14 protein-coding genes are annotated in these 16,592 nt (G+C 72.7%); 4 read left to right on the top strand and 10 right to left on the bottom strand.

Annotation, left to right across the window (positions count from 1 at the left end):
• Positions 1-11: 11 nt before the first annotated feature.
• On the bottom strand, positions 12-683 hold the full coding sequence (locus BLW76_RS27110; RefSeq protein WP_091312340.1) for a hypothetical protein: 672 nt from the start codon (positions 681-683) through the stop codon (positions 12-14).
• Between the two features lie 388 nt (positions 684-1,071).
• Between BLW76_RS27110 and BLW76_RS27105 the strand changes: the two genes are divergently transcribed.
• From BLW76_RS27105 to BLW76_RS27095, 3 genes are read left to right on the top strand one after another with little or no spacing between them, the layout of a single operon-like run.
• On the top strand, positions 1,072-2,067 hold the full coding sequence (locus BLW76_RS27105; RefSeq protein WP_244170325.1) for an alpha/beta hydrolase: 996 nt from the start codon (positions 1,072-1,074) through the stop codon (positions 2,065-2,067).
• Positions 2,064-2,894 carry an SDR family NAD(P)-dependent oxidoreductase gene (locus tag BLW76_RS27100; RefSeq protein WP_091312339.1) on the top strand — a complete coding sequence of 277 codons (831 nt, stop codon included), beginning with the start codon at positions 2,064-2,066 and terminating at the stop codon, positions 2,892-2,894. The genes BLW76_RS27105 and BLW76_RS27100 overlap by 4 nt, the downstream gene beginning before the upstream one ends.
• Before the next feature lie 58 nt (positions 2,895-2,952).
• Complete coding sequence (locus tag BLW76_RS27095; protein ID WP_091319939.1) at positions 2,953-4,170, top strand: glycosyltransferase; 1,218 nt, start codon at positions 2,953-2,955, stop codon at positions 4,168-4,170.
• On the opposite strand, the gene BLW76_RS27090 is transcribed toward BLW76_RS27095, so the two are convergent.
• The 7 genes from BLW76_RS27090 to BLW76_RS27060 form a co-directional block, all read right to left on the bottom strand.
• Entirely contained in the window at positions 4,167-5,156 is a 990-nt protein-coding gene (locus BLW76_RS27090; RefSeq protein WP_091312336.1) for a YdcF family protein, read from the bottom strand. The genes BLW76_RS27095 and BLW76_RS27090 overlap by 4 nt on opposite strands.
• Before the next feature lie 330 nt (positions 5,157-5,486).
• Positions 5,487-6,164, bottom strand: coding sequence for a DUF998 domain-containing protein (locus BLW76_RS27085; RefSeq protein WP_244170324.1), 678 nt, complete (start codon positions 6,162-6,164; stop codon positions 5,487-5,489).
• 128 nt (positions 6,165-6,292) lie between these two features.
• Positions 6,293-7,159, bottom strand: a complete 867-nt coding sequence (locus BLW76_RS27080; RefSeq protein ID WP_091312332.1) for an NAD(+)/NADH kinase — start codon at positions 7,157-7,159, stop codon at positions 6,293-6,295.
• A 30-nt stretch (positions 7,160-7,189) separates the two neighbouring features.
• Positions 7,190-8,668, bottom strand: coding sequence for a flavin-containing monooxygenase (locus BLW76_RS27075; RefSeq protein WP_091312329.1), 1,479 nt, complete (start codon positions 8,666-8,668; stop codon positions 7,190-7,192).
• 1 nt (position 8,669) lies between these two features.
• Positions 8,670-9,512: an SDR family NAD(P)-dependent oxidoreductase gene (locus BLW76_RS27070; protein ID WP_091312327.1), complete on the bottom strand. Its 843-nt coding sequence runs from the start codon at positions 9,510-9,512 to the stop codon at positions 8,670-8,672.
• On the bottom strand, positions 9,496-10,386 hold the full coding sequence (locus BLW76_RS27065) for an alpha/beta fold hydrolase (RefSeq protein WP_091312324.1): 891 nt from the start codon (positions 10,384-10,386) through the stop codon (positions 9,496-9,498). The genes BLW76_RS27070 and BLW76_RS27065 overlap by 17 nt, the downstream gene beginning before the upstream one ends.
• Positions 10,383-11,678, bottom strand: coding sequence for a cytochrome P450 (locus BLW76_RS27060; RefSeq protein WP_091312321.1), 1,296 nt, complete (start codon positions 11,676-11,678; stop codon positions 10,383-10,385). Before BLW76_RS27060 ends, BLW76_RS27065 begins: the two co-directional genes overlap by 4 nt.
• Positions 11,679-11,763: 85 nt before the next feature.
• On the opposite strand from BLW76_RS27060, the gene BLW76_RS27055 reads away from it, so the two are divergent.
• Positions 11,764-12,351, top strand: coding sequence for a TetR/AcrR family transcriptional regulator (locus tag BLW76_RS27055; RefSeq protein WP_091312319.1), 588 nt, complete (start codon positions 11,764-11,766; stop codon positions 12,349-12,351).
• Positions 12,352-12,355: 4 nt separating this feature from the next.
• Here the strand turns inward: BLW76_RS27055 and BLW76_RS27050 are convergent, their stop codons facing one another.
• Together BLW76_RS27050 and BLW76_RS27045 are read right to left on the bottom strand one after the other, a co-directional pair.
• On the bottom strand, positions 12,356-16,210 hold the full coding sequence (locus BLW76_RS27050; RefSeq protein WP_143060688.1) for a tetratricopeptide repeat protein: 3,855 nt from the start codon (positions 16,208-16,210) through the stop codon (positions 12,356-12,358).
• A gap of 98 nt (positions 16,211-16,308) precedes the next feature.
• Positions 16,309-16,587, bottom strand: a complete 279-nt coding sequence (locus BLW76_RS27045) for an HPr family phosphocarrier protein (RefSeq protein WP_091312313.1) — start codon at positions 16,585-16,587, stop codon at positions 16,309-16,311.
• Between the last annotated feature and the right edge of the window lie 5 nt (positions 16,588-16,592).

Raw genomic sequence — 16,592 nt, 5'->3', positions numbered from 1 at the left:
GGTTCTCCTTGCTAGCGGCCCAGCCGCGGGGCCGCGTGCTGCCACGCGGCGACGGCCAGGGCGTCGAGGTCGAGGTCGGTGGCTCCGGCGTCGCGGAGCAGGACCAGCACGCCGCCGGCGGCGATGGCGACGGTGCGCAGGCGCAGGCCGGGCAGCCCGGCGGGCTGGCCGGGCAGGGTCAGGACCTGCTCATACGACAGGGTTTCCGCGCCGGGAACGGCGGGCGGGGTGCCGACGGTGGTGGTCGACACCGTCGGGATGTCCTGGTCGTCGACGGTGACGCGGGCACAGCGGCGCGCCTGCGCGGCCCAGGCGGTGAGGCCGGGCGGGTGCGGGGTGCGGGCGACGAGCTCGGACAGCTGCCCGCCCGGGACGGCTGCCTGGAAGCCCTGGCCGGTCGCGTTGCCGGGGCGCAGCAGCCGGCCGTGGACGACGTCGGCGCACTCTCCTGCGTCGCTGCGATCCGATGTGGACGGTGACGATGTGGACAGTGCCGTGGCGACGTCGAACCCGGCGCGGGCCGCGGGCGGGCCGGGGATCGCTTCGGCAGGCAGCAGGGCGGCCGGGGGCACGGCGGGCGGGCTCGGCACGGGGAGCGCCGCGGCCGGTTTTGCGGGCGAAATGCCGGCCACGGCGGCCGCGGCGACCAGCAGGAGCGGGGGAAAACGAATTCGGGTGGCCATGGAGAACCCTTCCGGGAGCATTTCTCGACGGAGGTGCGGCCCCTGCGCTGGAACCCTTCGCCGGGGACAGTCGAGTGACGTCCGAACCCGGCGGCACGGCGAAGGCTACGCCGGGAAATCGGTTGCCGGAAGCACCTCAAGACGGCGTAAACATTCCCATGTACAGCGTGTGAGCTGCTGGATCGCAGGTTACTGGCGAGTTCGGTGCCGGGTTGTGGGACGGGCGTCCGAGTCCAGTCACTCTGCGCGACCAGAGCCTCACCCTTGTGGGGGAGTTTGTTTTCCTGTCATTCACATTGTCTGCTCACATCGTGGACAGGACAATTGCTGTCCCGGACGGTTTTCCTTTAGCGTGGCCGCACCTGGAACCGACCGGGAAAGGAAACACATGCGCCCTTTCGTGAGGTGGTGTGCGGCCCTGGCCGCCGCGGTGTGCGCGCTGCCCGGCACGCCCGCTTTCGCCGCCACCGCCGTCCCGGACGCCCGGGCCGACGACGGCTCGCACGTCGTCGCCCAGACCACTGTGGACGGTGACGCGCGGGTGCTGGACCTGACCGTGCGCTCGGCCGGCGTCGGGGCGTACGCGATGGTCCGGCTGATCCTGCCGCGCAACTGGGCCGAGCGGAGCTGGCCCGCGGTCTACCTGCTGGCCGGCGAAACCCGGCTGCAGGACTACCGCGGCTGGAGCGCCAACACCGACGTCCGGCGGCTCGCCGACGACGCCGGTGTCCTGGTCGTGATGCCCGGCGCCGGAACGGCGGGCTTCTTCACCGACTGGTGGAACTACGGCAAGGACCTCGCGCTCAACCAGTGGGAGACCTTCACCGCCGTCGAGCTCCCGCAGCTGATCGACCGCGGCTACCGCGGGAACGGCCGCCGCGCGGTCGCCGGCCTGTCCCTCGGCGGGTACGGCGCGTTCGAGCTCGCCGCGCGGCAGCCGGGCGTGTTCCGCTACGCCGCGTCCTTCAGCGGCAACCTCAACCCGGCCGGCCCCACCGGCGAACTGCTGACGAGCGCGATCGTCGGCTCGGCCCGACTCGACCCGGAGGCCCTGTGGGGTGACCGGCGCCGGGAAGCCGCGCGCTGGGAGGCGCACGACCCGCTGGTGAACGCCGATCGCCTGCGCGGCACGGAGCTGTACCTCTCGGCGGGCAACGGGCTGCCGGGCCCGCTGGACGCCCGGCTCCCGATCGACGTCCTGCCCGGGGCGATGCTGCTGGAGTTCCTGTGCGGTGCCCAGACCGCCGCGATGGCCGGCCGGCTGCGCGACCTCGGCGTCCCGGTGACGGCGGACCTCTACGGTCCGGGCACGCACCAGTGGGCGTACTGGCAGGAGCAGCTGCACAAGACGTGGCCCCGGATGCTGCAGGTGCTGGCGTCGTGACACCGTCCTATGTGGTCACCGGCGCGGCGGGCGGCATCGGCCGCGCCTGCGTGGCGGAGCTGGTCCGCCGGGGCGCCCACGTGTGGGCGAGCGTCCGCACGGACGACGACGAAGCCGAACTCTCGCGCGCGTACGGCGAGGCGGTCACGGTGCTGCGGATGGACCTGCGCGACCCGGAGTCGATCGAGCGGTGCGGCCGGCGCGTGGCGGCGGCGGGACCGGTGCGGGGCCTGGTGAACAACGCGGGCCTCGCACGCCCGGGGCCTCTCGAACACGTGCCGCTGGAGGCGTTCCGGGAGCAGCTGGAGGTGAACGTGACGGGTCAGCTGGCGGTGACGCGCGCGATGCTGCCGGCGCTGCGGCGCACGGAATCCGCGCGGGTGGTGACGATCGGCTCGATCGGCGGCCGGATCGCGGGCCCGATGGTCGGGCCGTACCACACGTCGAAGTTCGCGCTGGTGGGGTTGACCGACAGCCTGCGCGCGGAGCTGGCCCCGGAGGGAATCCGCGTGGTGCTGGTCGAGCCGGGAGCGGTGGCAACCCCGATCTGGCCCCGAGCCCGGGCGGCGGCGGAGGAGGTCCGCGCAAGCCTGTCCCCGGCGGCCCTGGAGAGGTACGGAGCCCAACTGTCGGCGGCCGAGCACAGCGCGGCCCGGTCGGCCCGGACGGGAGTGCCACCGCGAAAGGCGGCGGAGACGGTGGTCCGCGCGCTGACGGCCCGCCGCCCGGCACCGAGGTACCTGGTGGGTCCGGACGCCCGCCTGGCGGCGCTGCTGGCGAGCCTGCCCTTCCGGCTGCGCTACCGCCTGACGGCGGCAAAGCGGTGAGCGGGCAGGTCGCCGGGCAGTGCCGGACGCCGGGTGTCGCTCGGCCGAGGTCGGCGCGATGAGCCGCCAGGTGGTCATCATCGCGCCCGGCTCGCGTGGCGACGTCCAGCCCTGCGTCGCCCTCGGGCGTGGCCTCGCCGCCGATGGTGATCGTGTCCGCGTCCTCGCCGCTCCCGCCTTCCGAGCCCTCGTCGAAACCCACGGCCTCGCCTTCGCGCCCCTCTCCGCGGATCCCGCCGCCGTCCTCGGGTCGGCCGCCGGGCGGGCGTGGACCTCCGGGCGGCGGCGCACCTTCCTCTCCGGGCTGCGGGCCGCCCTTCGCCCGGTGCTCGACCGGCTCCTCGCCGACGTCCACGCCGGTGCCGCCGGGGCCGATCTCGTGCTCGCGCCGACCCTCGGCTTCCTCGGCGCGCACCTGGGTGCCCACCTCGGCGTCCCCGACGTCGAACTGCACTACCAGCCCAGCCTGCCGACGCGGGCCTTCGCGCACCCGCTGCTGCCCGCGGCCGCCCGGCTCGGCCCATGGGGGCGGCAGCTGAGCTTCACCGCCGTCGACGCGCTCGCCTGGCAGCTCCTGCGCCCCGACGTCGACCGCTGGCGCGCCGAGACGCTCGGCCTGCCCGCAGCCGGCCGCCGCGGGCCTCGGCGAAGGTCGACCGTGCTGTGCGGTTTCTCCACATCCGTCGTGCCGCGGCCGCCCGACTGGCCGGATCGCGCGCACGTCACCGGGTACTGGTTCCTCGAGCCCGGCCCCTGGCGTCCGGACCCGCGGCTGCGGGACTTCCTCGCCGCGGGACCGCCGCCCGTCTACGTCGGCTTCGGCAGCATGCGCCCGGCCGAAGCGGAGGCGACCTTCGCCGTCGTCCGGGCCGCGCTGCGCCGCGCCGGGCTGCGGGGCCTGCTCGCCGCCGACGGCCCGGACACCGACGACCTGCTGACCGTCGCCGACGTCCCGCACGCGTGGCTGTTCCCGCGCACCGCCGCCGTCGTCCACCACGGCGGCGCCGGCACCACCGCGGCCGGGCTGCGGGCCGGCGTGCCCACGCTGGTCTGCCCGGTCTTCTCCGACCAGCCATACTGGGGCGCCCGCGTGGCGCGGCTGAGCGCCGGCCCGAAACCGCTGCCGCTCGCGCACCTCGACACCGGCTCGCTCACCGCGCGGCTGCGGGAGCTGACGGAGAACCCGCTCTTCCGACGCGGCGCGCAGTACGTGGGCGCCCGGCTGCGCGCCGAGGACGGCGTTGCCCACGCCTGCTCGGTGCTGCGCCGGGGCTAAGCGAAGATCGTCACCGCGACGCCGGCGCCGATGATCAGGACGCACGCCGCGATCGTCGTCCGGCGGTAGTGCAGGATCAGGGCGGCGAACTCGCGGAGCAACGCGCTCGGCAGGAAGTAGCTGGCCGTCGGCGAGCCCGTCGCGTGGAACGGCAGGCCCAGCCGCCGGCACTCCACCGCCGCCCGGAACACGTGGTAGTTGCTGGTCACGGCGACCACGCGCCGCGCGTCGGCGGGCAGGAGCCCGGCCGAGAACCGGAGGTTCTCCTCGGTTGTGCGTGCCTGGTCCTCACGCCGGATCAGCTCGTCCGGCACGCCGCGCTCGCGCAGGTAGCCGTGCATCGCCTCGGCTTCGCTGACCGACTCGCCGGGCCCGCGCCCACCGGACACGACCAGCAGCGGCGGCGTCGCCTCCCGGGTGTGGAGCCGGATCGCGCGGTCGAGCCGCCCGGCGAGCAGCGGCGGTACGCGGTCGCCGTCCAGGCCGCAGCCGAGCACGATGATCGCGTCGAACCCGCCGCGGCGGCCCAGCCTGCTGTACACCACGGAGTAGACCAGCAGCGACAGGAACAGGAACCCGAAGTAGCCGGCCAGCACGGCGGCGATGGCCACGACGGCCGAACCCCACCGGCCGAGCGGCGCGAACGCGAGGGCTTCCAGCGTGACCAGCCCGGCGCCGAGCCCGAGCGAAAGCAGGTTCCCGGCGCTGCGCCCTTCCCGCCGCCACATCCGCACGCCGTTGGCGATCAGCGCGGCCGGCAGCACCAGGGCGACGAGCACCGCCACGACGCCGAGCAGGCCCAGCAGCACCGGGGTCAGCCACTCCAGGTGCCATGCCGTGCGCAGCAGCCACAGCGCGGTCAGCAGCAGCGCGACCCCGAGCCAGACGGCGTTGCTCAGCCGCCGCGGTTCACGCGCCATCCGCACGGCGAACACGAGAAGGGCCACCCCGGCGGCGACCGGCAGCACCCCACCGGCGACGTTCACCCGAGCCTCCCTGGAATCCCCCTGCGGGCCCCAACCTAGCCGGGCGGGCTCTGGCAAGGTGCGGGAGGTGACCGACGGGCGCGGTGCGGTACGCGCTGATCCGCACCCGGGATCAGCCAGCCGACCAAGCCCGTTACCCGTAACTCGCGTGATCAAAGCCGGAACTCGCGTGATCAGAGCCGGAACTCGCGTGATTGGAGCCGGAACTCGCGTGATTGGAGCCGGAACTCGCGAGTTACGGCCCCAATCACGCGGATGACGGCCCCAATCACGCGGATGACGGCCCGGATCACGCGAAAGACGGGCTGGATCACGCGAGTTGTGACCCGGTCAGGCCGCGGGACGCACCGGCCGGAAGCGGACCCCGGCCGGCATCGCGCGGTGCGCCCAGTACCCGAGCACGGCCAGCAGCGCGATCTCCAGGACCATCATCACCCGCTCGACCAGCCCGGTCGCCACGGTCGGCAGGTGGCCGCCGAACACCACGTTCACCGCGAAGGGGACGATGAACGGCAGGTAGAACGGGATCGCCGCCAGTGCCAGCCGGCGGGACCACGTCGCGACGCGCCGCCAGCGCGGGTCGTCGCGGTGGCGGCGGCCCAGCGCCCAGCCGACCACCGGCAGGCTCAGGCACGTCACCGCCGAGGCGTACAGGTGGATCTTGCCCGTTGCGGTGATCGCGCCGCCCTGGGGGTCCTTCGCGAAGATCACCACGGCCAGCAGGCTCACGCACCACAGCGCCTTCGCCGCGACGAGCGCCGGGTTGGCCAGCAACCCACGCCGGTACAGCGCCACCAGCAGCAGCGCCGACCCGGTGCTCGTGAGCAACAGCGCGCTGTCCCACAACCACCGCCCCGGGCTCAGCGCGTAGTCGCTGAGCATCGTGCTCACCGGGTCGAGGGGCGCGAGCCGCCGGTCGACGTGCAGCACGGCGAGGAGCACGACGGCGCCGAGAAAGGCGGTCAGGGCGGTCGGGACGAGGAGGCGGGCACGCAGGCGGGGACGCACGGGGGCGGGACACAGCATGTAGGGAGACACTCCGGGGCGGTTCGGCTGGTTCAGGCGCAGCCGCGCACGCTACCCGTGACCTTTCCGTGACCATGGCCGACGCGTTCCCGCTGTGACACAGCACACGGTCAGTGGTCGCCGTCCTGCGGGATCTCGGCCGAGTCGGTGAGCCGGAGCTTGCGCCGCGCCCGCTGGTAGAACGTCGTCATCCCGAGCCGCACCACCCGCGCCGCGCTCGGGCGGGCGCGCAGGTCGAGCCGCTCGCCGGGGGAGACGTACCCCTCGACCTGGCCGTCCACCTCCACCGCGAGCCGGCCGCTGGTCGGCAGCAGCTCCAGCGTCACCTCGTCGTGCACCGAGAGCACCACGCCGCGGCTGTACGCCGAATGCGGCGCCGCCGGCGTCACCAGCAGGGCCTCCACCGACGGGCTGGTGATCGGGCCGCCCGCCGAGAAGCTGTACGCCGTCGAGCCGGTCGGCGTCGCCACCACCACCGCGTCGGCCGAGTAGCTCACGAACGGCTGGCCGCCCACCCGCACGGCGACCACCGCGCTGCCCTCGCCGGGCACCCGCACCACCGCGATGTCGTTGAACGCCGTGATCCGCCGTCCCTGCAGCACCGCGTCCACGGCCAGCCGCGGCTCGACCGTGAACTCGTGGTCGTCGATGGCCGAGAGCGCGCCCGGCAGGTCGGGGACGTCGACCTCGGCCAGGAAGCCGAGCTTGCCGAGGTTCACCCCGAGCACCGGCGCGCGCTGCCCGTCGGCCAGCCGCATCGCCCGCAGCATCGTGCCGTCGCCGCCCAGGCTGACCAGCAGGTCGGCCCGCCGCCCCAGCTCCTCGGGCGGCACCCCCACCGCGGCGCAGTCCAGCCGGACGATCTCGTCGGTGATCCCGAGGATCTCGATGTTCCGCTTGCCCGCCCAGCCGAGCACGGCTTCGACGGCGGCCGCGGAGTCGCGGCGGGGGTGCAGCACGAGGCCCGCGGCGTGCACGTCAGCGGTCCCGGGCGGGGGAAGAGAGCGTCATGCGCTCAGTCTGCCCGCTCCCGTCCCGGGCCGCCGCGAGAACCGCAGGGCGCTGTCGTCGAGCTTGCCGTGCCGGAGCTTGACGACGTCGTGCGCGTAGCTCATGCCCAGCTGCCACGGCGGCCGTGAACCCGCCTTGGGGAACTCGTCGATCGACCGCTGGACGTACCCGGCGTCGAAGTCCAGCAGCGGCCGCTCGGTGACCGCCGGGTCGTCGTTGACCGGCACGCACTGGTCGAAGCCGTGCCGGTCGAGGTGGCGGAGCAACCGGACGACGTACTCGCCGACCAGGTCGGCCTTGAGCGTCCACGACGCGTTCGTGTAGCCGATCGTGAAGGCGAAGTTCGGCACGCCGCTGAGCATCATGCCCTTGTAGGCCATGGTTTCCGGCAGTTTCACCGGGTTGCCGTCGACGGCCAGCTCGATGCCGCCGAAGGCCAGCAGCCGCAACCCGGTCGCGGTGACGACGACGTCCGCCTCGAGCTCGTCGCCCGATTCGAGCCGGATGCCGGTTTTCGTGAAGGCGGCGATCCGGTCGGTGACGATCGAGGCGTCGCCGCGCTTGAGGGACCGGAACAGGTCACCGTCCGGGACCAGGCACAGCCGCTGGTCCCAGGGCTGGTAGCGCGGCTTGAAGTGGGTGTCGACGGCGTACCCGGCCGGCAGCTGCTTCACGGTGGCGCGCCGGATCATCGCCTTCACCAGGCCCGGGCGGCGCCGGCTCAGCTGGTAGATCAGCGTGCTCACCGCGACGTTCTTCCAGCGCGCGATCGGGTACGCCAGCCGCGCGCCGAGCAGCCCGCGCAGCCGGTTGGCCAGCGCGTCCTCCGACGGCAGCGACAGGATGTAGGTGGGGGAGCGCTGCAGCATCGTCACGTGCGCGGCGCGGTCGGTCATCGCCGGCACGAGCGTCACCGCCGTCGCGCCGCTGCCGATGACGACGACCTTCTTGCCGGTGTAGTCGAGGTCCTCGGGCCAGTGCTGCGGGTGGACGACCGTGCCGCCGAAGTCCTCCAGACCGGGGAACTCCGGCGTGTGCCCGGCCGCGTAGTCGTAGTAGCCGCTGCACAGGTACAGGAACTTCGCGGTGAAGGTCACCGGCTGCCCGTCGTGCTCGGCCTCGACCGTCCACCGGGCGTCCTGTGTGGACCAGGCGGCCCGGACCACCTGGTGCCCGAACCGGATGTGCCGGTCGATCCCGGCTTCGGCGGCGGTGTCGCGGACGTATCCGAGGATCGACGGCCCGTCCGCGATGGCCTTCGCGTCGGTCCACGGCCGGAACCGGTAGCCGAGCGTCTGCATGTCCGAGTCCGACCGGACGCCGGGGTAGCGGAACAGGTCCCAGGTGCCGCCGATCGAGTCGCGGGCTTCGAGGATCGCGTAGTTCTTGCGCGGGAACGCCGTGCGCAGGTGGTGGGCGGCGCCGACGCCGGACAGCCCGGCGCCGACGATCAGCACGTCGAGGTGTTCGGTCATCTCAAACCGCCTTCGTCCGCCGGGTGCGCTGCAGCACGCGTGTCAGCACGGCGTTGTAGTGGGTGGGGGTGATCCGGGTGAGCGCGTCGAACACGTAGGCGTCCGGGCCGACCAGGATGCGGGCCTTCCCGCGGTCGACACCGGTGTGGATGATCGCCGCCGCCTTGTCCGGCGACGTCATCGTCATCGCCTCGAACTGGGCGGCCATCTGTTCCTTGGTCCGGCCGAGCCCTTGGGGGTCGCGGCGCACCCGGGCGTTGCGCGCGATGTTCGTCGTGATGCCACCCGGGTGCACGGTGATCGCGCGGACGGCGGTGCCGTGCAGCTCCTGCCGCAGCGACTCGGTGAAGCCGCGGACGGCGAACTTCGCCGCGCAGTAGGCGCTCTGGTACGGCACCCCGAGCAGGCCGTACACGCTGGAGGTGTTCACGATCGCGCCTTCGCCCTGCTCGACGAGGATCGGCAGGAACGCGCGCGTCCCGTGCACGACGCCGCGGAAGTTGATGTCGTGCAGCCAGTCGTCGTCCTCGGGCACCGCGTCGAGCACGCTGGACGTCACCGCGACGCCGGCGTTGTTGAACACCGCCGCCAGCGGCGCGGGGAGCCAGTCCTTCACCTCCGCGGCGAACCGCAGCTGGTCTTCGGCGTCGCGGACGTCGAGGACGCGGGTGAAGACGCGGCCGTGGAGCGCCGCCGCGGTGGCCTTGAGGCCGTCTTCGTCGACATCGGCGAGGGCGACCGGCGAACCGAGCCGGGACAGCCGGGTGGCCAGCGCGCGGCCGATGCCGGACGCCGCGCCGGTGATCACCACCGGGCGGCCGCCGAGGCTACGAGGCCGGGACATCGCTGCTCCTCGCGTGCCGGTCGATCAGGTCGAGGATCGTCGGCCACGCGCCTTCGGGCAGGTCGTGACCCATGCCGCGGACGGTCTCGAGGCGGGCGCCGCGGATGGCCCGCGCCGTCGCGGCGCCGCCGGTCGGGTGCACCATCCGGTCGCGGTCGCCGTGGATCACCAGCGTCGGCGCGGTGATCTTCCGCAGCAGCGGCGTCCGGTTGCCGGACTTCATGATCGCGGCGAGCTGACGGCCCACGCCGCCGGACGTCGGGTCGCGGTCCCAGCCCGTCCCGGCTCGCTCGCGCACCCCGGCCTCGTCGAACGGGAAGCCGTGCGAGCCGATGTGGCGGAACATCCGCACGGCGTTCTCGACGGCCTCGTCGCGGGACTTCGGCGGCTTCGCGCCCATCATCCGCAACGTCGAGAGCGCGGGCCGGCCGAGCAGGCGCGACCCGGTCGTCGACATGATCGACGTCAGGGTCCGGATCCGCGCCGGGTACAGCGCCGCGGTGGTCTGGGAGATCATGCCGCCCATGGAGACGCCCGCGATGTGCGCGGTCTCCAGGTCGAGGGCGTCGAACAGGCCGGCGGTGTCGGCGGCCATGTCCGTGAGGTCGTACTGCTGCGCGGGGAACCGGCCCGCGAGCATGCCCGGCAGGCTCGGCGGCCGGAAGCGCGGGTGCGTCGAGCGCCCGGCGTCGCGGTTGTCGAACCGGATGACCTCGTACCCGCGTCCGGCCAGCTCCGCGCAGAAGGCGTCCGGCCAGCTGTGCAGCTGCTGGCCGAGCCCGGCGACGAGCACCAGCGGCTCGGCGCCGGCGTCCCCGATCCGTTCGTAGGCCAGGGAAATCCCGCGGCCGACGTCGGCGATCTGTTCGGTCACTGCTCTCCTCCGGTGGTGCTGCGGCGGCGCACGACCGCGCGGCCGCCCTTGGCGGGGGCGTAGGCGACGCCCCGCGAGTGCCAGCGTTCGCCGGGCGCGGACGTCGGTACCAGCGTGAAGTCCCGCAGCAGGGTCCGCAGCACGACGGTCATCTCCATGGTCGCGAAGGCGGCGCCGAGGCAGCGGCGGGTGCCGCCGCCGAACGGGATCCACTGGTAGAGATCGGGTCGCGCGCCGGCGAAGCGGTGCGGGTCGAAGGTGGCCGCGTGCGGGAAGACGGCGTCGTCGTCGTGGATCAGCGCGATGCTGACGAGCACCGCGTACCCCTTCGGCAGCGTCCACCGGCCGAGCCGGAAGCCGTCCTGCTTGACCTGCCGCGCGGTCAGGTCGATGACCGGGCGGGTGCGCTGGACCTCGAGGATGGTGGCGTCGAGGAGCTTGTCGTCTGTGCGGAGTTCCGCCAGCAGTTCCGGGTGCCGGCGAAGGCGTTCGACGGCCCAGGCCAGCGTGGTCGCCGTGGTCTCGTGCCCGGCGGTGAGCAGGGTGAGGAGCTGGTCGGAGATGTCTTCGCGGCTGAGCCCGGACCCGTCGTCGTAGCGGGTCTGCAGCATCATCGACAGGACGTCGTCCTTGGGTTCGGCGCGGGCCTTGGCGATGAGCCGGTCGACGATGGCGTCGTACTCGCGGCGCAGGCGTTCGAAGCGGCGCCACGGGTTGAAGCGGCCCTTCTTGGAGATCGGCGCGACGGCCAGCCGCGAGCCGAGGGTGACGAACGGCGGCAGCAGCGCGCGCAGTTCGGCGAACTCGGCCCCTTCGGCGCCGAACACCGCGCGGAGGATGGCGTTGAGGGTGATCCGCATCATCGACGGCAGCGTGGCGAAGGCCTTGTCTTCGGGCCAGCTCGCCAGTTCGCGGACGGTTTCCTCTTCGACGATCCGCTCGTAGGTGGCCAGCCGGCGGCCGTGGAAGGGCGGGACGAGCAGCTTGCGCTGCCGTTTGTGCTCGTCACCGGAGAGCGCGAACATCGACCGGGACCCGAGCACGCGCCCGAGGTTGACCTCGAGGTTGTCGACGAGGTCGGGCCCGGAGGTGAACAGCTGCTTGATCTCGGCGGGGTCGCTGATCACCACGGCGTTGCCGAAGATCGGCACGTTGACGGTGAAGGCGTCGCCGTAGCGCTCTTTGAGCCGCCGCATGCCGCGCAGCGGCTGGGTCAGCGCGTAGACGCCCTGGACGGCGCGTGGCGCGGTGGGCCCCGGTGGCAGCGTCGCGGGGCTTGTCATGGTCGTCATCGACCCCTCCCGAAAGGTGGTACGCGAACGTACCGTCGGTACGGTACGCCGGTGTACCATCTGGTTTCAAGAGGAGGGGTATAGCGTGACTTCCGTGGACGTCGACACCCGCCGGCACCGGCAGCGCCTCCTGGACGGGCTGGCCGAGTCCATCACCTCCGTCGGCTTCCGCGACACGACGGTGGCCGAGATCGTCCGCCGCGCCCGCACGTCCCGCCGGACGTTCTACGAGCACTTCTCCAGCCGCGAGGAGTGCCTGATCGCGCTCCTGGCCGAGGCGAACCGGTCGATGATCCAGCAGATCTCCGACGCGGTCGACCCCAAGGCGCCGTGGTCGGTCCAGGTCCGCCAGGCGATCGAGGCCTGGATCGCCTGCGCGGAATCCGAGCCCGCGATCACGCTGAGCTGGATCCGCGACGCCCCGGCCCTGGGCGTCCCGGCGCGCGACCTGCAGCGCGACGCGATGGAGGGCTTCATCGCGATGACGCAGCGCCTGACGGACACCCCGGAGATGCGCGCGGCGGGCATCACCCCGCCGTCCCGCCAGCTGTCGATCATGTTGCTGGGCGGGCTGCGCGAGCTGATCGCGACAACCGTCGAGGACGGCGGCCGGGCCGGGGACGTCACCGAGGTCGCGGTGCGCGCGTCGATCGCCCTGCTCGGCCCGGCCTGAATCCCTAGCCCAGGCGAGGAAGTTCGCCTCGTGGGCCGGTGCCGAGCGGAGACCACATCGCCGAGCTCTCGGAGCTGCTGCCGACCAGACGCCCGGGCCCGATGCTCACCTCGCCGGTCGGACCCGAGGAAACCTGGTTCAGGCTGGCCGACAGGTCGGCCTCTACCCCGCCCGGCAGTTTGAGCCGGACCAGGAACGGCAGGACGAAGCCGAGTGCCACCAGGCCCACCAGGATCGGGGTCAGAGTGCTGATCACGACGGTCGTGACCTTGTCGGTGAGGAAGAAGCCCAGCCAGAGCGTGACGAGGAGGGCGCCGGCCACCACGATCATCGTCGCGCTCCCGGCGAGGCTGTTCCTGGTGATCGCGAGACTTTCCTCGGCGAGCGCCATCACACGCCGGGCCTCGATGTGCTCGGGATCGTGGTGCAGGCAGCGGCGGAAGTGGTGCAGTGCCCGCCGCCGGTAGAACGGCCGGGCCTGGGCCTGCGGGCCGCTTTCGCCTGCCTTGTACGCCGCGACGCCGGCCACGTAGTGGGGATCCGGCTGGTTGGCGGCCAGCTCGATCGCCTGGCGGGCGGTGCTCAGCGCTTCGAGGTGCAGGTCACGACGCTGGGTCTCGTCGCCGCGCCCGATGAGCAGCCGCGCGAGGGCGACCAGCAGCTGCCAGCGCGGCTGGTCGCAGTCCTGGCGCCGGAGTGCCTCCCGCAGCACGCGTTCCGCCGCGAGCAGGTCACCGGGGGACTTGATCAGGGCCAGCGACAACCCGATGGCGGCGGCACCCCGGGTCGGTTCGATGACCAGCGCCTGCCGGAAGTGCCGCGCGGCCCGGCGGGCTTCGGCCGGGTCGTCGGTGCCGTCGAGGTCACGCTGCAGGTGCAGGGCGCCGAGCTCGATGTGCGCCTGGCTGTCGTACCAGTTGCGCTCCAAGGCCTTGAGCAGCAGGGCCTCGGCTTCTTCGAAGCGGCCCATCTGTGCGAAGAGCGCGCCCAGGTCGACGTAGCTGCCGCCGTACGGGTCGATCTCGATGGACCGGCGGAGGTGGTACTCGGCCTGGGGCAGGTTGCCCTGCCGGGCGTAGAGCACGCCGAGGCAGGTGTGCGCGAGGTGGCGGCGCGGGTCGTCCTCGAGCACGTCGAGGCAGAGCCGTTCCGCTTCCTCCTCGTCGTTCGGTTCGCCGTCGTGGACGAGCGTCCAGGCCAGCCCGACCATGGCTTCGTTCGATCGGTGGTCCTCGGCGATCGCCGCCCGGAACCGGCTTTCGGCCTGTTCGAAGTCGCCCCCGCTGTAGGCGGTCCAGCCCAGGCAGTGCAGGGCGTCGGCGCGGCCGTCCTTGCCCACGGCCAGGGTGAGGGCACGCTCGAACGCCTGCCGAGCCCGGGCGAGCTCGCCCCGGTCGCGGAGCACCCAGCCCCACTCGATCATGACACCGGCGGTGACGTCCGGGCGTTCCAGCCGCGAGGAGAGAAGGCGCTCGGCATCGCCGAACCTGCCCAGTGAACGCAGAGCCGCGGACTTCGCGATCAGCGCCAAGTTCGACCGGGGAAGCCGGGCCAGGGTCCGGTCGAACCAGGTGAGGGCTTCTTCGTGCCGGTTCCGCACGTCGCAGAGGCGGCCCATCTCCAGCATCAGCCCGGCGTGGTCGGGCAGGAGGTCGAGCGCGGTGACCAGCGCGGCTTCCGCGTCTTCGTGCCGCCCGGACCGCCACAGCGCGTTGGCGTGGTTCGCCCGCACCCAGCCGTTCTGCGGATCGAGTTCGATGGCCTTCTCGTAGACGGCGATACCGTCGGCGCGGCGTTCCATCCAGGCGTACGTCCAGGCCAGCTCGACGTGGAACTCCGGGTAGTTCGGGCGGCGCGCGATCTCCTCGACGAGGATGCGCACCGCCTCGTCGTACCGGCGCAGAACCCGCAGGCAGCCCACCTTTCCGCGCAGCGCGGCACTGTCGGTCGGGTGCTGCGCCAGGACCGCGTCGTAGTCCGCCAGTGCCTGTTCGCGGTCACCGAGCTGGACACGGATGTCGGCGACCGCGCGCCGGAACGGGAGGTCGTCCGGGAAGCGTTCGGCGGCGTTCAGCGCGATGGCGATGGCCCGCTGGTGTTCCCGGGTGTCGCGGAGCAAGCCGATGCGGCGTTTGAGGACATCGGGTTCGTCGGGCAGGTCCCAGAGGATCTCGCGGGCCTGTTCGTACTGGCCGGCGTGCCGGAGGTACCAGGTCAGGTCCAGCGCGAGCTTTCGCCGCGCGGGCACGGCTGCGCAGGCTTCCCGGAGGACGGCGACGGCGGCGGTTTCGTCGCCCGTTTCCAGGTGGAGCGCGGCCATGCGGGGGCGAAGTTCGACGGTGAACGGGTTGAGCCGCACCGCCGCCCTGGCGACCTCGCCGGCTTCCGCGTGGCGGTTGCGCCGGGCGAGCAACCGGACGCGCCCGATCCACGCGCCGGTGAACCGCGGCCAGCGGCGGTTGATCGCCACGTAGAGCTCCAGCCCTGCTTCGATGGCGCCGACATCTTCGCTCAGCAGGGCCTGCTGTTCGACGACGCGCGGACTTTCGGGAAGCCTCGCGCGGGCTTCCGCGAGCAGACCCTCGGCTTCGTCATGGCGGTAGAGCCAGCGCAGGGCCCGGCTGACGTTCGCCGTGTGCAGAGCCTCCCCGGGAGCCAGTTCGGCCGCCCGGCGGAACGAGGCCAGTGCCTCCTCGTCGCGATCCTGATCCGCGAACACCCAGCCGAGTTCGCGGTGGAGGTCGGCGTCATCGGGGCACACGAGCAGCGCGGCGCGGGCAGCGGATTCCGCAGCGGAGAACCGGCGGGCCTCTCTGAAGGACCAGACGAGGCAGCGCAGAGCGGAAGGCTGCGCCGGAGCGAGCGCAGCGACTTTCTCGGCCACGGCGATCGCAGTGTCGATCTCGCCGGAATCGCGGTAGCGCCACACCTGTTCGATCAGCAGGGCGACGGTGTCGGAGCAGACGTCGAGCGCGGTCCGCAGGGTCGCGTGCGCGTCGGCGTTCCGGTCGAGCCTCGCCAAGGTGTCCGCTCGCCACTGGTAGTTGATGGCGAGGTGCTGGTCGAGGGAAATGGCCTGATCGAACTTCTCCAGCGCGCCGGTGAGGTCCTGGCAGTCCTGGAGCGCGATTCCCCAAGCGCGGTAGAGGCGGCTTGCCTCGGGCAGCTTCCGCACCGCCATTTCGGCGTGGCCGATCGCTTCGTCGAGACAGTATGCGTCGGTCAGGGCCTCGATCTTCAGGTAGTGCGCTTCGACGTACTCGGGCCGCAGATCCGTCGCACGGTCGTATTTTTCGACCGCCGCCGTGAACCGGCCCGCCTTGGCGAGGCCGAATCCCCACGCCACGAACAGTTCCGCAGCTTCGGGATGGTGCCGCACCGCTTCCTCGGCCGCGGCGGTCGCCTGCTCGGCGCGGCCCAGCCACCCGAGGGCCTTGATGCGGCTTTCCAGCGCCTCCAGGTGACCGGGGTCGTGCCGGAGGACCGTCTCGCACTCATCGAGCAGGTGCTGCTCATGGTCGGTTTCGTCGCTGGTCACCCGGGCCCGTGCGATCCGCACCAGGTGCGCCTGCGGATTTTCCCCGAGGACGGCGTCCGCGGCGGCCCGGGCGTCGGCGTACCGCCGCAATCTGCTCAGCGCCGCCACTCGCCACGCCTGCGCTTCTTCGTCGAGCGGGGCCAGTTCCGTCGCGCGGCCGAAGTGCCCGAGCGCGATTTCCGCACGTCCCCGCTCGAACGCGAGCCGGCCCAGTTCGATGTGCGCGGCGGCTCCGTCGAGCAGTTTTTCGATGGTCATTTCCGCTTCGGCGTAGCGGCAGGCACGGCGCAGCGAGGTGACCATTTCCCGGGACGCGTTCACCGGCGTAGTGGACACCACGCGGCATGGCAGGCGCTTCTGCCGATCGGGGGAAGCTGCCCCGGTGGCGACCCGCGCCACCGGGGCCTGACCTGCTTGCGTTACGCGTCCAGGTCCTGCGCGATCAGGTCCGCCAGCGCGTCGACCGACGCCTGGGCGTGGTCACCCTCGGCGGACAGCTCCACCTCGTCCCCGAACCCCGCGCCCAGGGTCATGAGGCCCAGGACGCTGGCCGCGTCGACCGGGTCGCCCGCGACGCCTTCGGTGATCTTCGCGATGCGAACCTTCGCGGGCTGGCCGGCCGCGGACTTCGCGACCAGGCCCGCCGGGCGGGCGTGCAGCCCCACACTGCTGGCGACGAGCGTACGGCGTTGGTACACAGTGG

The organism is Amycolatopsis tolypomycina (assembly GCF_900105945.1).
GTDB classification, from domain to species: Bacteria; Actinomycetota; Actinomycetes; order Mycobacteriales; family Pseudonocardiaceae; genus Amycolatopsis; species Amycolatopsis tolypomycina.
The sequence above is the reverse complement of the archived record's forward strand: the minus strand, read 5'-3'. Positions and strand labels throughout refer to the sequence as shown.

Bases quoted from the DNA above. Each gene is read 5' to 3' on its own strand.
- BLW76_RS27110 (WP_091312340.1), bottom strand. From the start codon at position 683: ATGGCCACCCGAATTCGTTTTCCCCCGCTCCTGCTGGTCGCCGCGGCC.
- BLW76_RS27105 (WP_244170325.1), top strand. From the start codon at position 1,072: ATGCGCCCTTTCGTGAGGTGGTGTGCGGCCCTGGCCGCCGCGGTGTGC.
- BLW76_RS27095 (WP_091319939.1), top strand. From the start codon at position 2,953: ATGAGCCGCCAGGTGGTCATCATCGCGCCCGGCTCGCGTGGCGACGTC.
- BLW76_RS27075 (WP_091312329.1), bottom strand. From the start codon at position 8,668: ATGACCGAACACCTCGACGTGCTGATCGTCGGCGCCGGGCTGTCCGGC.
- BLW76_RS27070 (WP_091312327.1), bottom strand. From the start codon at position 9,512: ATGTCCCGGCCTCGTAGCCTCGGCGGCCGCCCGGTGGTGATCACCGGC.
- BLW76_RS27060 (WP_091312321.1), bottom strand. From the start codon at position 11,678: ATGACGACCATGACAAGCCCCGCGACGCTGCCACCGGGGCCCACCGCG.